At 64.6% G+C, this 12,450-nt stretch carries 11 protein-coding genes; 3 read left to right on the top strand and 8 right to left on the bottom strand.

Annotated elements, in window-relative coordinates:
* Positions 1 to 213 precede the first annotated feature (213 nt).
* The 5 genes from MRBLMA1_RS03720 to MRBLMA1_RS03700 all read right to left on the bottom strand — a co-directional run bounded on the left by MRBLMA1_RS03720 (position 214) and on the right by MRBLMA1_RS03700 (position 4,677).
* A complete protein-coding gene (locus MRBLMA1_RS03720) occupies positions 214 to 342 on the bottom strand; it encodes a hypothetical protein (protein ID WP_363735079.1) in 129 nt (42 codons plus the stop codon).
* 31 nt (positions 343 to 373) lie between these two features.
* Positions 374 to 1,777, bottom strand: a complete 1,404-nt coding sequence (gene otsA, locus MRBLMA1_RS03715) for an alpha,alpha-trehalose-phosphate synthase (UDP-forming) (protein ID WP_363735078.1) — start codon at positions 1,775 to 1,777, stop codon at positions 374 to 376.
* A gap of 25 nt (positions 1,778 to 1,802) precedes the next feature.
* Positions 1,803 to 3,581: a glycoside hydrolase family 15 protein gene (locus tag MRBLMA1_RS03710; protein ID WP_363735396.1), complete on the bottom strand. Its 1,779-nt coding sequence runs from the start codon at positions 3,579 to 3,581 to the stop codon at positions 1,803 to 1,805.
* Positions 3,582 to 3,680: 99 nt separating this feature from the next.
* Positions 3,681 to 4,445 carry a trehalose-phosphatase gene (gene otsB / locus MRBLMA1_RS03705; RefSeq protein ID WP_363735077.1) on the bottom strand — a complete coding sequence of 255 codons (765 nt, stop codon included), beginning with the start codon at positions 4,443 to 4,445 and terminating at the stop codon, positions 3,681 to 3,683.
* Between the two features lie 70 nt (positions 4,446 to 4,515).
* The gene (locus MRBLMA1_RS03700) at positions 4,516 to 4,677 is read right to left on the bottom strand and encodes a hypothetical protein (RefSeq protein WP_363735076.1); all 162 of its coding nucleotides are present in this window, start codon (positions 4,675 to 4,677) and stop codon (positions 4,516 to 4,518) included.
* A 111-nt stretch (positions 4,678 to 4,788) separates the two neighbouring features.
* Here MRBLMA1_RS03700 and MRBLMA1_RS03695 point away from each other — a divergent pair, with 111 nt between their 5' ends.
* From MRBLMA1_RS03695 to MRBLMA1_RS03685, 3 genes are all read left to right on the top strand, one after another.
* Positions 4,789 to 5,709 (top strand): LysR substrate-binding domain-containing protein, encoded by a 921-nt coding sequence (locus MRBLMA1_RS03695; protein WP_363735074.1) that lies wholly within the window; start codon positions 4,789 to 4,791, stop codon positions 5,707 to 5,709.
* 257 nt (positions 5,710 to 5,966) lie between these two features.
* A complete protein-coding gene (parC, locus tag MRBLMA1_RS03690) occupies positions 5,967 to 8,255 on the top strand; it encodes a DNA topoisomerase IV subunit A (protein ID WP_363735073.1) in 2,289 nt (762 codons plus the stop codon).
* Between the two features lie 92 nt (positions 8,256 to 8,347).
* Positions 8,348 to 10,090 (top strand): putative bifunctional diguanylate cyclase/phosphodiesterase, encoded by a 1,743-nt coding sequence (locus MRBLMA1_RS03685; RefSeq protein WP_414714611.1) that lies wholly within the window; start codon positions 8,348 to 8,350, stop codon positions 10,088 to 10,090.
* On the opposite strand, the gene MRBLMA1_RS03680 is transcribed toward MRBLMA1_RS03685, so the two are convergent.
* Genes MRBLMA1_RS03680 through MRBLMA1_RS03670 form a run of 3 tightly spaced genes read right to left on the bottom strand, consistent with a single transcriptional unit; the run spans position 10,054 to position 12,420 of the window.
* Positions 10,054 to 11,265 (bottom strand): CCA tRNA nucleotidyltransferase, encoded by a 1,212-nt coding sequence (locus MRBLMA1_RS03680; protein WP_363735069.1) that lies wholly within the window; start codon positions 11,263 to 11,265, stop codon positions 10,054 to 10,056. The two genes, MRBLMA1_RS03685 and MRBLMA1_RS03680, sit on opposite strands and share 37 nt — an antisense overlap.
* Positions 11,246 to 11,857, bottom strand: coding sequence for a CoA pyrophosphatase (locus MRBLMA1_RS03675; protein ID WP_363735067.1), 612 nt, complete (start codon positions 11,855 to 11,857; stop codon positions 11,246 to 11,248). The genes MRBLMA1_RS03680 and MRBLMA1_RS03675 overlap by 20 nt, the downstream gene beginning before the upstream one ends.
* On the bottom strand, positions 11,854 to 12,420 hold the full coding sequence (locus MRBLMA1_RS03670; RefSeq protein WP_363735065.1) for a DUF1285 domain-containing protein: 567 nt from the start codon (positions 12,418 to 12,420) through the stop codon (positions 11,854 to 11,856). The genes MRBLMA1_RS03675 and MRBLMA1_RS03670 overlap by 4 nt, the downstream gene beginning before the upstream one ends.
* Between the last annotated feature and the right edge of the window lie 30 nt (positions 12,421 to 12,450).

Genomic DNA, 12,450 nt, shown 5'->3' with positions numbered 1-12,450 from the left:
TGAAGCAGGTGGAATCACCTGCTTCAAAAACGCGGTGAATCAAAAACTGGAGCAGGCCCAGAACCGATGAATCAGATCATGGCCTGCTCCGGAAAGAATGTGCCCCGGCAAACGCGAATCGGGAAGGATCAGCGGGTGCCGGGGCTGCTTGGGCTGGCCCTTAGACCAAAAGGGGCGGGGGTGCAAATGGCCCCGTTCAGGCCCGGAAGTTCGTTACAACACGTCACCGAACATGAACCAGATCAGTGCCAGCCACGCCGCGAGGCCGAGAATGCCCAATATGACACCTGATCTGGCGCGAATGGCGGCAAGGGTGCCGCCCGCTTCTTCCTCGTCTTCCATTACACCTACAGTAGCGGCATGTGCGGGAAAGTTAAGCGGGCTGCGCCTCCGGCTTCAGCTCGCCATTGCGCTGTACCGCCATCAACCGTTCTGTGAAGCGCTGCCGCCACCAACTGATGTCCTGTTTCTCGACGATGTCCATCATGGCGCGCCAGCGGCGCTTGCGTTCGTCGAGCGGCATGGCAAGGGCGCGGGTGATCGCGTCCGACATCTCCTCCGGGCTGTAGGGGTTGATCAGCAGCGCGTCCTTGAGCTGCTGCGCGGCGCCGGCGAAGCGCGAAAGGATGAGGACGCCCGGATCGTCGGGATCCTGTGCCGCCACATATTCCTTGGCGACCAGGTTCATGCCGTCGCGCAGCGGCGTGACCAGGCCGATCTTCGCCGCGCGATATATCCCTGCCAGCTTGTCGCGCGGATAGCCCTGGTTCACGTAGCGGATCGGCGTCCAGTCGACGTCGCTATATTCGCCGTTGATGCGGCCCGCCAGCGCGTCGAGCGTGGCGCGGATCTGCTGATAGCTTTCCACCTCCCCGCGGGAGGGCGGCGCGATCTGCGTCAGCACGATGTTGCGATGCTGTTCAGGATGATCCTTCAGGAAGCGGGCATAGCCGTTGAACCGCTCTTCCAGCCCCTTGCTGTAGTCGAGGCGGTCGACGCCCACGATCATGGGACGATCCTGAAGCGAACGGCGGACCTTTTCATACATATCCTTCGCCGCGTCGCTGACGGCGGCGCTGGCATATTCCTGCGCGTTGATGCCGATCGGGCAGGCGATCGCCTGGATCGTGCGGTTTCCCAGCGTCACGAAATCGCCGTCCACCGATCCGCCCATCTCCCGCTCCACATAGTGTCGGAAGGACTCCAGCCATTCCTCCGTGTGGAAGCCGACGACATCATAGGCGAACAGCGTCTGAACCAGCTTGCTGTGATGGGGCAGCGACACCAGCAGCCGCGTCGGCGGCCAGGGAATGTGCAGGAAGAATCCCATGCGATTGTCATGGCCCCGGTCGCGCAGCATCCGGCCGAGCGGGATCATGTGATAATCCTGGACCCAGATGATGTCGTCCGGTTCGATCAGCGGGCTGGTCGTGTCGGCGAAGCGCTGATTGACACGGTTGTAGCCGCCCTCGAAATCGCGGGCATATTCGGCCAGGTCGATGCGGAAGTGGAACAGCGGCCACAGCGTCTTGTTGGCATAGCCATTATAATATTCGTCGACATCCTGCTCTTCCAGGTCGATCGTCGCGGTCTTGACCCCTTCATCCTCGGAAAAGCCGATCTGGCCGGTGAAATTCTCGGTGACCTCTCCGGACCAGCCGACCCATATGCCCCTGCTTTCCCTAAGGGCCTGGGAAAGCGCGACAGCGAGGCCGCCCTGGTTGCCGGTCTTGGTCGGGCGACTGACCCGGTTGGAAATGACTATCAGGCGGCTCATGCCGAGCGCCTCCACAGCAATCGCCTCATCGCATCACGCTCCACGGTTTGCTCAAGAGCACGGCGCAATTGATGATGCCGACCAATGAGTAGGTTTGGGGATAGTTCCCCCACAATTCTCCGGTAACGGGATCGATGTCTTCGGAAAGCAGCCCGGCGGCGGTGCGGCGGGACAGCATCTCCTCGAACAGGGCGCGGGCTTCCTCGCCGCGTCCCGTACGGTGCAGCGCCTCGATCAGCCAGAAGGTGCAGACGTTGAAGGCCGTGACCGGCTCCCCGAAATCGTCCGGCGCGCTATAGCGCAACATGTCATTGCCGCGGCGCAGATCCTTTTCCAGCGCCTTCAGCGTTCCCAGGAACATGGGATTGTCGGCCGTCAGGAAACGCAGGTCGATCAACTGGAGCAGGGAGGCGTCCCTGGCATCGTCCTCGAAATTGGCGGAGATGGCATTGCTGTCGGTCCGCCACGCTGACTGGAGGATGCGTGCCTTCATGACCTCCGCCCGCTCGCGCCAATGAACCTCGCGTTCCGGCAGGTCGAGAGCAGCTGCCGCATGGGCGAGGCGGTCGCATGCCGCCCAGCACATCACCGCGCTATAGCTGTGGACATGGGCGCGGGTGCGCAATTCCCACAGGCCGGCGTCAGGCTGGTCATAGACCTGCCACGCTCGTTCGCCGACCGCCTCCAGCGCCTCGAAGTCCGACAGTCCCGCCATGCGCAGCAGGCGCTGGTCAATGAAACCCTGAACGGAGGACAGGACGATCTGGCCATAGGCGTCATGCTGCACCTGGGAATAGGCGGCATTGCCGACGCGAACCGGCCCCATGCCGCGATAGCCGGGCAGGTTCTGCGCCTCCCGCTCCTCCAGCGTGGCTTTGCCGCGCACGTCGTAGAGGGGCTGGATATGGCCGCCCCGCGCGCCATCGACGATGTTGCGGAGATAGACGAGATAGCTTTCCAGAACGTCCAGCGCGCCCAGCCGGTTCAGCGCCTCCACCGTGTAATAGGCGTCCCTGATCCAGCAATAGCGATAATCCCAGTTGCGGCCGCTGTCGGCATGTTCGGGGATGCTGGTGGTCAGCGCGGCGACGATGGCGCCGGTTTCCTCATGCTGGCAAAGCTTGAGCGTGATGGCGGAGCGGATCACCGCCTCCTGCCATTCGGCCGGAATCGCCAGGCCGCGGACCCAGATTTGCCATTCGTGGATCGTGTCGTCCAGCATCCGCTCCACGGCGGGGCGAAGGGCGTCGGAAAAGCTCTCATCCGGACCCAGGAAGAAATGCATGTCATGTTCCAGCCGGAACCAGCTTTCCTGGGAAATGAGGCCGATGGGCGCATTGGTGGAAACGCGCATTGCCATATAGGACAGTACCAGCCGGATGTGATTGGAGCCATAGCTGATCGGCACCCGTTCCGAATGCCATGAGGTGGTGGGACGCAATCTGACCCGTACGCGCGGGCTGCCTGACACCGGCCGGACGACGCGGGCGAACGCCACCGGGCGGTACATCCGGCCCTGATGCTTGTGGCGCGGGCAGAAATCATAGAGCTCGATCGCATTGCCCTGCCCATCGGTCTGGCGCGTCACCAGCACGGGAGTATTGCGGATATAATGCTGCTCGATCCGGACGCAATTCTCGAGCTCTATGGCCCAGAAGCCTCGCGAATCCGGCTCGTCCCAGGCCCCATCGTCCAGCAGGGCCGAGAATACGGGGTCGCCGTCGACGCGGGGCACGCAGGCCCATATCATGCGCCCGGCGCAGTCGATCAGCGCCGATGCCTGGCAATTGCCGATGGGCCACAGGTCGAGCGAGCGTTCATTCCCGCCCGGAAGTTCGTTTTTCTGCGTTGCTATTGGTCCGTCCCCCTTGTTCGTGCATGACAGGGGTGCCGGACGATCGGATCAGACGGCGCCAGCAACCCCCTGGGCAAGATAATGCCTGACGGCGGCAACCTGTTCCAAAGAGAATGCGGCGAGCGTTGCCCTGGGCACGCCGACGAGAATGCCGGCGCCGCCCAGGTCGCGCGCCACGGCGAAACCCTCTTCGTCGGTCACGTCGTCCCCGATGAACAGCGGTGTGCCGCCTGCCATGGGCGCGCGGCGCATCAGCGCGCGGATGGCGCTGCCCTTGTCGGCGCCGCCGGGGCGCAATTCGTAGAGCATCTTGCCCGGTTGCAGGGCAAGGTCGAGCCGATCCGCCAGGCCGGTGGCGAGGTCGCCGGCCTCCTGACCCCATTGTGGTGCGCCGCGGAAATGAAGGCCGACGCTGATTGTCTTGCGTTCGACAAGGACGCCGGCTTTTCCGGCGGCAAAGGTCTGGAAGGCGGCTTCGGCCTCGTTGATGGCGGGGAGGCGGGCAGGCGCCTCGACCGGGCGGCCGGGTTCCGCCAGCTCAAGTCCGTGCGTGCCGGCCAGCAGGAATTGGTCGAAGCCGAAATCGCGCAGCGTCGCGACGGAACGGCCGCTGACAATGGCAAGCCGGCCATCCAGCCGGTCGCGCAAATGCTCCAGAAGGGTGAGCAGATCGTCATCGACCACCACCCCGTCGGGCGTATCCGCTATGGGAGCCAGGGTTCCATCGAAATCGAGGAACAAGGCGGCGCCGGTCAGCAGCCCGGGCGGCGGAGGGGGAAGATCGGGAACAGGGGAAAGACGGGAATCGGGCACGGGCGCAAGTTGGCGCGTGGCGCGGATAGTGCAAGCCCTGTTGAACGATCCTGGCGATTTTTGGCGGATCTCATTGCCCCTGTTCCGTCCAGGGGGCCGACCAGCTGATGCGATGAAGCGCGCAGAAGGCCTGCATGATGGAGGTGAGGAGGCCTGAAAGGCCGCTGGTGGTTTCAAGGCTGCGGGTGGGCAACCGGGCGTCGTTCGACAAGTGCATGACGTGCCTTTCCATGAATGATCCGGTGAATGGATTGCGTTTCGTGGCAATTCCTATCGCTGATTTCCGTAGCGGCAGCCAACAAAAGGATGGACGCGAATCATAAGTCTGGCTTATCTGAACCGGATGAACCCATTGCCTCCCCTGTCGGCCGTTCGCGTGTTCGAAGCCGCGGCAAGGCTGGAGAATTTCACAGCCGCCGCGCAGGAGTTGGGGATGACGCAGGCGGCCGTCAGTTATCAGGTGAAATTGCTGGAGGAGCGGCTGGGCATCAGCCTGTTCCAGAGGACGGGGCGGAAAGTGACGCTGACCGAGAAGGGGCGCGAGATCGCCATGGTCGTGTCCCGCGCCTTCGACCAGATGCGGGAGGGGTTCGCCGCGCTGACGCAGGATCATTCGACCATCCTGACGATCAGTTGCACCAACAGTTTCGCCCATCTCTGGCTGGCGCAGCGGATCGGGACGTTCCAGATGCGCCAGCCGGGGCTGGCCGTGCGGATCGACGCGACCGACCGGGTGGTGGACTTCGCCCGCGACGGCGTCGACGTGGCGGTGCGGGGCGGGCGGGGCGAATGGCCGGGGCTGGAGGCCAAGCTGCTGACCCATAACCGGCTGGCGCCACTTTGCAGCCCGGCATGGCTGGCGGCCAATGGGCCGATTGCCGATGCGCGGGTGCTGCACGCCATGCCGCGGCTGTCGCCCGGCGATAGCTGGTGGCAGGAATGGTTCGTCGCCATGGGGGTGGACGAGGACGGCAGGGGGCTGCCGCCCGCCATCGCGCTCGATTCCCAGGTAATGGAGGGCCGCGCCGCGATGGCCGGGCATGGCGTCGCCATCGTCAATCCCTTCATGTGGAGGACGGAATTGGAGGCGGGATTGCTGGTGGAGGCGGTGCCATCCTATGTCCGGGAACGGGCGAGCTATTGGGTGGTCTATCCTGCCCACGCCCGCAACACGGCCAAGGTGAAGGCCTTTCGCGACTGGATTTCCGCGGAATTCAGGCGGGAAATCGCCGCGGACCCGGAGGCCCGGTTTCTGCCGCGATGATGGGGGTGGTGTTGCGGAGGGGTGGGACGCGGGCTAGCGGTTTATGGGATGCTGTTTCTGTCGCGGCATGAAATCGCGGCGTCGGAACTGGGCTCCTGCCTTCGCAGGAGCACGGCAGGGCGGTGGGAGCACGGCGGAGTGGCAGGCGCGCGTGGCGGTCGCGGGGCAGGTGGCGACCGGCCTGAGCCATTCCGGTCGGCATCTTCGGGATTAAACCCCGTTTCCGTTTCGTCGCGGCACTGCTATTCCCCCCTGCGATGACCGAATTTCGCGACCCGTTCGACGCTATCAAGGATCACCCGTTCGACGATGCGCTGTCCCAGCGCTATCTCGTCTATGCGCTTTCCACCATCACGGCGCGGTCGTTGCCGGACCTGCGCGACGGGTTGAAGCCGGTGCACCGGCGGCTGCTGTGGGCGATGCGGCTGCTGCGGATGGAGCCGGGCGGCGCGTCGCCCGATGTGCTGGTCGCCAATCCGGCGCGCAACACCACGTCGTACAAGAAATGCGCCCGCGTGGTTGGTGACGTCATCGGCAAATATCACCCGCATGGCGATGCCTCGGTCTACGACGCCATGGTGCGTCTGGCGCAGGATTTCTCGCTGCGCACGCCGCTGGTGGATGGGCAGGGCAATTTCGGCAATATCGACGGCGATAATGCGGCGGCGATGCGCTATACCGAGGCGCGGCTGACCCAGGCCGCGGCCGACCTGATGGCGGGGCTGGACGAAGGCACCGTCGAATTCCGCCCGACCTATAATGGCGAGGACCAGGAGCCGGAGGTCTTTCCCGGCCTGTTCCCCAATCTGCTGGCCAACGGCGCCACCGGTATCGCTGTCGGCATGGCGACCAGCATTCCGCCGCACAATGTCGCGGAACTGATCGATGCGGCGAGCCTGCTGATTGAAAATCCGGAAGCCGAACATGCCGAGCTGATGCAGATCGTGCGCGGTCCGGACTTTCCCACTGGTGGCGTGCTGGTGGACAGTGCTTCCATAATTTCAGAGGCTTATGCGACGGGGCGGGGATCGTTTCGAACCCGTGCGCGCTGGCACAAGGAGGATGGCGGGCGCGGTACCTGGGTCGCGGTGGTCACGCAGATCCCCTTTCAGGTGCAGAAATCCAAGCTGATCGAGCAGATCGCCGTGCTGATCAACGACAAGAAGCTGCCCATATTGGCCGATGTGCGCGACGAGAGCGATACGGAGATCCGCATCGTCATCGAGCCGCGCGCGCGCACCGTCGATCCGGACGTGCTGATGGACAGCCTGTTCCGGCTGACCGATCTGGAAAACCGTTTTCCCTTGAACCTGAATGTGCTCGACGCGACGCGCACGCCCCGCGTTCTGGGCCTGAAGACCGTCCTTGTCGAATGGCTGAGGCACCAGATCGACGTTCTGGTGAAGCGCGCGCAGCACCGGCTGGACAAGATCGCGGCGCGGCTGGAGCTGCTGGACGGCTATATTATCGCCTATCTGAACCTGGACCGGGTGATCGAGATCATCCGGACCGAGGATGAGCCCAAGGAGGTGATGATGGCCGAGTTCGGCCTGAACGACCGGCAGGCCGAGGCGATCCTCAACATGCGGCTGCGCAGCTTGCGCAAGCTGGAGGAGATGGAGCTGCGGCGCGAGCATTCCGAATTGCTGAAGGAACGCGACGAGCTGACCAGGCTGGTCGAAAGCCCGGCGCGGCAGCGGACGCGGTTGAAGAAGGACCTGGCCGACCTTCGCAAGCGCTATTCGCCCGAAAGCGATTTCGGCCGCCGGCGCACGCTGGTCGAGGAAGCGGCGCCGGCGCGGGAAATCCCGCTGGAGGCGATGATCGAGCGCGAGCCGATCACCGTGATCCTGTCCGAACGCGGCTGGATCAGGGCGATGAGCGGGCATCGCGACCTGGCCTCGGCCGACACGCTGAAATTCAAGGAAGGCGATGGTCCGATGATCGCCTTCCACGCGCAGACCACCGACAAGCTGCTGCTGGCGACGGAGACCGGGCGCATCTTCACGCTGGGCGCGGACAAGCTGCCGGGCGGGCGCGGCTTTGGCGACCCGGTGCGATCGCTGGTCGACATGGACGGCACCGGCAATATCGTGGCGCTTCTGCCTGCCCGCGTCGGCGGCGAATTGCTGCTTGCATCCTCGGACGGGCGCGGCTTCGTTGCGACGGTCGCCGATGTGATCGCGGAGACGCGCAAAGGCAAGCAGGTGGTCAATGTACGCACCGGCGCGAAGCTGAGTGTCGTGCATCCCATCGCGCCGGAGGCGGACAGCGTCGCCGTGGTGGGTGAAAACCGGAAGCTGCTGGTCTTCTCGCTGATCGAAATGCCGCGCATGGCGCGGGGGCAGGGCGTGCAGATGCAGCGCTATCGTGACGGCGGCCTGTCCGACGCGATCGCGTTCCGCCTGTCGGATGGCCTGAGCTGGGCCATGGGGGGAGAATCCGGGCGGGTTCGCACGGAAGCGGACATGACGCCATGGCGCGTTGCAAGGGGCGCGGCGGGGCGGATGCCGCCAACCGGCTTTCCACGCGATAACCGTTTCTGAGAAAGCGATTTTTTGTTGCCATCGCGTCGGAATCGGGAATGTTGTTTCCCGAAAATTTACCCTTTGGGCCTATCGCCGGCCCTATGGAATCCATGTCGATGCGCGATCGGCCAATCTCAATGCCGGGCGGACAGCTCCTTGCGGGGCAGGACGGAGCGCATCTTTCGCATGGGTTGGCGATCACCGAATGGCTGGCGGCGTTGCCTTATCCCGCAGCGGTACTTTCCTTTGCAAACAATCATTTATCAACGGTAGTTGCCAATGCGCCGTTCCACCACCGTTTCAGGGTGAGTGGTTCAGGCGAGCCGGAAAAACCGCACGCGGCCGAATGGCGCGACCGGATCGTGCAGAGCGTCCGGTCGGGCCGTGATTCGGAAAGTTTCGAATTGCGCCGCGACGGATCGCTGGGGCCGGAATATTTCTGCTGCTCGGTCGGACGCCTGCCCAAGCGGGACGGCGAGTCCGACCTTTTCCTGTTCACGGCGCTTGATCGCACCAGCGACCGCACGATGGAGAAGAATCTCCGGCGAGAATTGCTGTCCGACGGTCTGACGGCATTGCCCAACCGGACGGGGTTCGGCGAGGAGATCGAGGACCGGTTGGCCAATACGAGCTGGCCCGACAATGCGCAGTTCGGCATCCTTGCCATCGACCTGAGCCGGTTCAGTCGGGTCAATGAGTCGCTGGGGCCAATGGCCGGCGACGAATTGCTGATCACCGTGGCCAAGCGGTTGAAGTCCAGCCTGCGGCAGGGGGACGTGCTGGCCCGCATCGGCGGTAATGACTTTGCTATTTTTGCACGCCTGAACAATGGCTTGTCGGACGCTCTTCATATTGTTCAGCGTATTCGTGATGGGCTGAGCTATCCGATCAGGTTGAGCGATTTGCAGATCCGGGTCGATTGCGCGATCGGATGCGCCCTGTCGACCAGCCTGACCGAAGACCCGGAAGATGTGGTGCGCAAGGCGCAGGCCGCGGTGAAGATCGCCAAGCGCAGCGGCAAGGTGGAAATCTATCGCAACGGCGTGCTGAAGGAAGCGCAGCGGCGCTTTTCCGTCGAGAGCCGGTTGCGCGACGCGCTGGCGCAGGGAGAACTGACCCTGGCATTCCAGCCGCTGATCCATCTGCAGACTGGTGAAATCACGGGCTTCGAGGCCCTGACTCGATGGCAGGATGAAGAGTTGGGCCATGTGTCGCCCGCCGAGTTCATTGCCGTGGCGGAAGAGAGTGGCCAGATCACCTCGCTGGGTCGCTGGGCTGCCTATGAGGCGGCGCAGGCGCTCAGCCGGTGGGACGCGAAATTCGGACAGTCGCTGCCCGTCGGCATCAATGTGAACCTGTCCCCCATCCAGATGGCGCGGGACGATGTCGCCTCCATGTTCGAGGAAGCGCTGCGTTATTCGGGAATTTCGGGCAATCGCCTGACCGCGGAGCTGACCGAAAGCGCGATCGTGGCGGACCCGGAAAAGGCGCGTAAGCTGCTGTTCGCGCTCAAGGACCTGCAAATGCCGATCGCCATGGACGATTTCGGCACCGGCTATTCCAACCTGGCGAGCCTGCACAGCCTGCCGATCGACATATTGAAGATCGACCGCAGTTTCGTGACCTCCATGCTGGAGGACCGGGACAAGGTGGTCATGGTCCGCACCATCCTGTCGCTGGCCGAATCGCTGGGACTGCGTGTCACGGCCGAAGGGATCGAGACGCAGCAGCTTGCCCATGCGCTGCAGAATATGGGCTGCTGGCAGGGGCAGGGATATTATTTCGCGCGGCCGATGCCGGAGAGCGACGCCTATGACTATTGGCGGGCGCGCTGGAATTTCGAAACGGTCTGATCCGCGATTTCGGCGAGGCGGGCTTCGTCGGGAAAACCCTCCGCAACCCAGATATCCTGGACCTCGGCCAGGGCTTTTGCCACATCCGGGCCGGGCTGAAGGCCGCGGGCAATGAGGGCGCCGCCGCCCAGAGGCAGGCGTGGCGGCGTCCAGTCAGCGAGTGTCTTCAGGCCGTCGAGCGGAGCCGAAGGATCGAGCAGGATGCGGTCGATCGCGCCCTCCAAGCCGACTCGGAAGGCGAGGGCGCGAGGGGGCATGGGGGCCGTGGCGCCCTCCAGCGCGGTGGCCAGGCGCTTGCGGGCCTTGTTGGACAATTTGAGGCGCGCGCCCACTTGTTCGGCGGTGCGCGGATCATGGGCGAGCAGGGCGGCAAGACGGCGCAGGGCTGACGGACTGGTGCCGGAGGCGGCTTCCCGCTGCATCAGTGTGGACAGGCGGGCCAGCCCGTCCTGGTCGATCTCCGGAAGGACGGGCAGCAATATGCCGCCGTCGACCATGAGTTGGAACGAGGCCAGCGGGGCGGGCAGGGCGAGCAGCTTGAGCAGTTCGTCCGCGATGCGTTCGCGCGACAGGGCCATCAGGCTGTTGGCGGCTTCGCGGCAGGCGGCATAAGCCTCCACATCCGGCTCGTCATGGCCGAAGCGGGCCAGGAAGCGGAAATAGCGCAGGATGCGGAGATGATCCTCCGCGATGCGGGCGTTTGCATCGCCGATGAAGCGGACGCGATGCGCGCGCAGATCGGCGACGCCGCCAAAGAAATCGGTGATGGCGTGGGTGAGCGGGTCGGCATAGAGCGCGTTGATGGTGAAATCCCGCCGGGCGGCGTCTTCGCGCCAGTCATGGGTATAGGCGATGGTGGCGCGGCGGCCGTCCGTGCTGACGTCGCGGCGCAGGGTCGTGATCTCCACCGGCCAGCCATGGATGACGGCCGTGATCGTGCCATGGTCGATACCGGTGGGCACGGCCTTTATTCCGGCGGCCCTGAGGCGGTCGATGACCGACTGCGGTTCCGATATGGTGGCGATGTCGAGATCGTTGACCGGCAGGCCCAGAAGGCCGTCGCGGACGGCGCCCCCGACGAAGCGGACGAGGCCCTGTTCCGCGCCAAGCGCGTCGAGCAGCGCGTCCAGGCCGGGGCGGTGGCGCCAGTCGGCGTCAGGCAGCAGGCTGGTCATGGCCTAGCCTGCGCGACAGATTGGCGAGGATGGCGGCGGTGATGCCCCAGATGCGTCGTCCTTCCCAGAATATTTCGTAATAATGCCGCTCAATGCCCTGAAACTCCATGGACTTTCTGATCCGGTTGGCGGGATTGAGGGCATAGGAGAGGGGTAGTTCGAACAGTTCCGCGACCTCGGCCTCCTGGGGGAGGAGGGGAAGGTCGGGCGGGATCACGCCCAGCACGGGGACGATGTCGAAGCCGGTGAAGGTGTGATAGCGGTCCGACGTGCCGATGATGTCGACCAGGTCAGGCAGGAGACCGATTTCCTCCTGCGCTTCCCGCAGCGCGCCGGCGATTTCGTCGGGGTCGTGGTCGTCGACCCGGCCGCCCGGAAAGGCGACTTGCCCGGCGTGCTTGCGCAGCCTGGCGGACCGCTGGGTCAGGATCAGGCCGGGTTCGGGACGGTCGGTGATCGCGACCAGCACGGCCGCAGGAGACAGCATGATGTCGCCGTCGATCCGGGGATCACGGGTGTCGGACGGCATCAGGCCGATCTCCCGCTCATGCCCCTCCTTCAGGGCGATCCGCAGCCGTTCCGCCAGCGTCATGCCGACCCGTCCAGCGCGAAGAAGGCGCCGTTGCTCCAGAGGCCGACTGGTTCGGCGCCTTCGTCCAGCGCCAGGTTCACCAGTTCATAATAGACGCTGCGGGCGACCAGCGCCTCCAGCCCGCCGCGGACGTGGAGATAGGGATGCGGTCCGTCAGGCGTTTCGCGCAGGACAAGGGCGTTGTCCGGCCCGGCGGCGACCAGATCGCCCGTGTTGAGCCGAAAGGCGAGGCTGCGTGCCCGGCCTTCGCCTTCGCTCTTGAGCTCCACGGCGAGGAAGGGGGCGTCCTCCACCTCGATCGAGAGCTTTTCGACCGGCGTGACCAGGACGTAGCCGCCATCGGGTTCGCGGCGCAGGATGGTCGAGAAGAGGCGGACCATGGCTTCCCGCCCGATGGGCGAACCCTGGTGGAACCAGATGCCGTCGCGGGCGATGCGCATGTCGCTGTCGCCGCAATGGTCCGGATTCCATTTCTCGACCGGCGGCAGGCGCTTTTCCGCCAGCAGGCGGGCGACGTCGGTCAGCGACAGGCTGGAAAGATCAGGGGGCGGCTCCATCGGCATGGGGCCGAGATAGGGGCGCTTGAAGGCGAA

It is taken from the genome of Sphingobium sp. LMA1-1-1.1 (genome assembly GCF_040676365.1).
Classification (GTDB): Bacteria; Pseudomonadota; Alphaproteobacteria; order Sphingomonadales; family Sphingomonadaceae; genus Sphingobium.
Note: the sequence above shows the minus strand (reverse complement) of the source record. Positions and strands in the feature narration are given on the sequence as shown.

What these genes read in the sequence shown, in the direction of transcription:
- MRBLMA1_RS03675 (WP_363735067.1), bottom strand. Translation starts at nt 11,857, where the DNA reads ATGACGCTGGCGGAACGGCTGCGGATCGCCCTGAAGGAGGGGCATGAG.
- MRBLMA1_RS03685 (WP_414714611.1), top strand. Translation starts at nt 8,348, where the DNA reads ATGTCGATGCGCGATCGGCCAATCTCAATGCCGGGCGGACAGCTCCTT.
- MRBLMA1_RS03695 (WP_363735074.1), top strand. Translation starts at nt 4,789, where the DNA reads ATGAACCCATTGCCTCCCCTGTCGGCCGTTCGCGTGTTCGAAGCCGCG.
- MRBLMA1_RS03700 (WP_363735076.1), bottom strand. Translation starts at nt 4,677, where the DNA reads ATGGAAAGGCACGTCATGCACTTGTCGAACGACGCCCGGTTGCCCACC.
- otsA (WP_363735078.1), bottom strand. Translation starts at nt 1,777, where the DNA reads ATGAGCCGCCTGATAGTCATTTCCAACCGGGTCAGTCGCCCGACCAAG.
- MRBLMA1_RS03680 (WP_363735069.1), bottom strand. Translation starts at nt 11,265, where the DNA reads ATGACCAGCCTGCTGCCTGACGCCGACTGGCGCCACCGCCCCGGCCTG.
- MRBLMA1_RS03720 (WP_363735079.1), bottom strand. Translation starts at nt 342, where the DNA reads ATGGAAGACGAGGAAGAAGCGGGCGGCACCCTTGCCGCCATTCGCGCC.
- MRBLMA1_RS03670 (WP_363735065.1), bottom strand. Translation starts at nt 12,420, where the DNA reads ATGCCGATGGAGCCGCCCCCTGATCTTTCCAGCCTGTCGCTGACCGAC.
- parC (WP_363735073.1), top strand. Translation starts at nt 5,967, where the DNA reads ATGACCGAATTTCGCGACCCGTTCGACGCTATCAAGGATCACCCGTTC.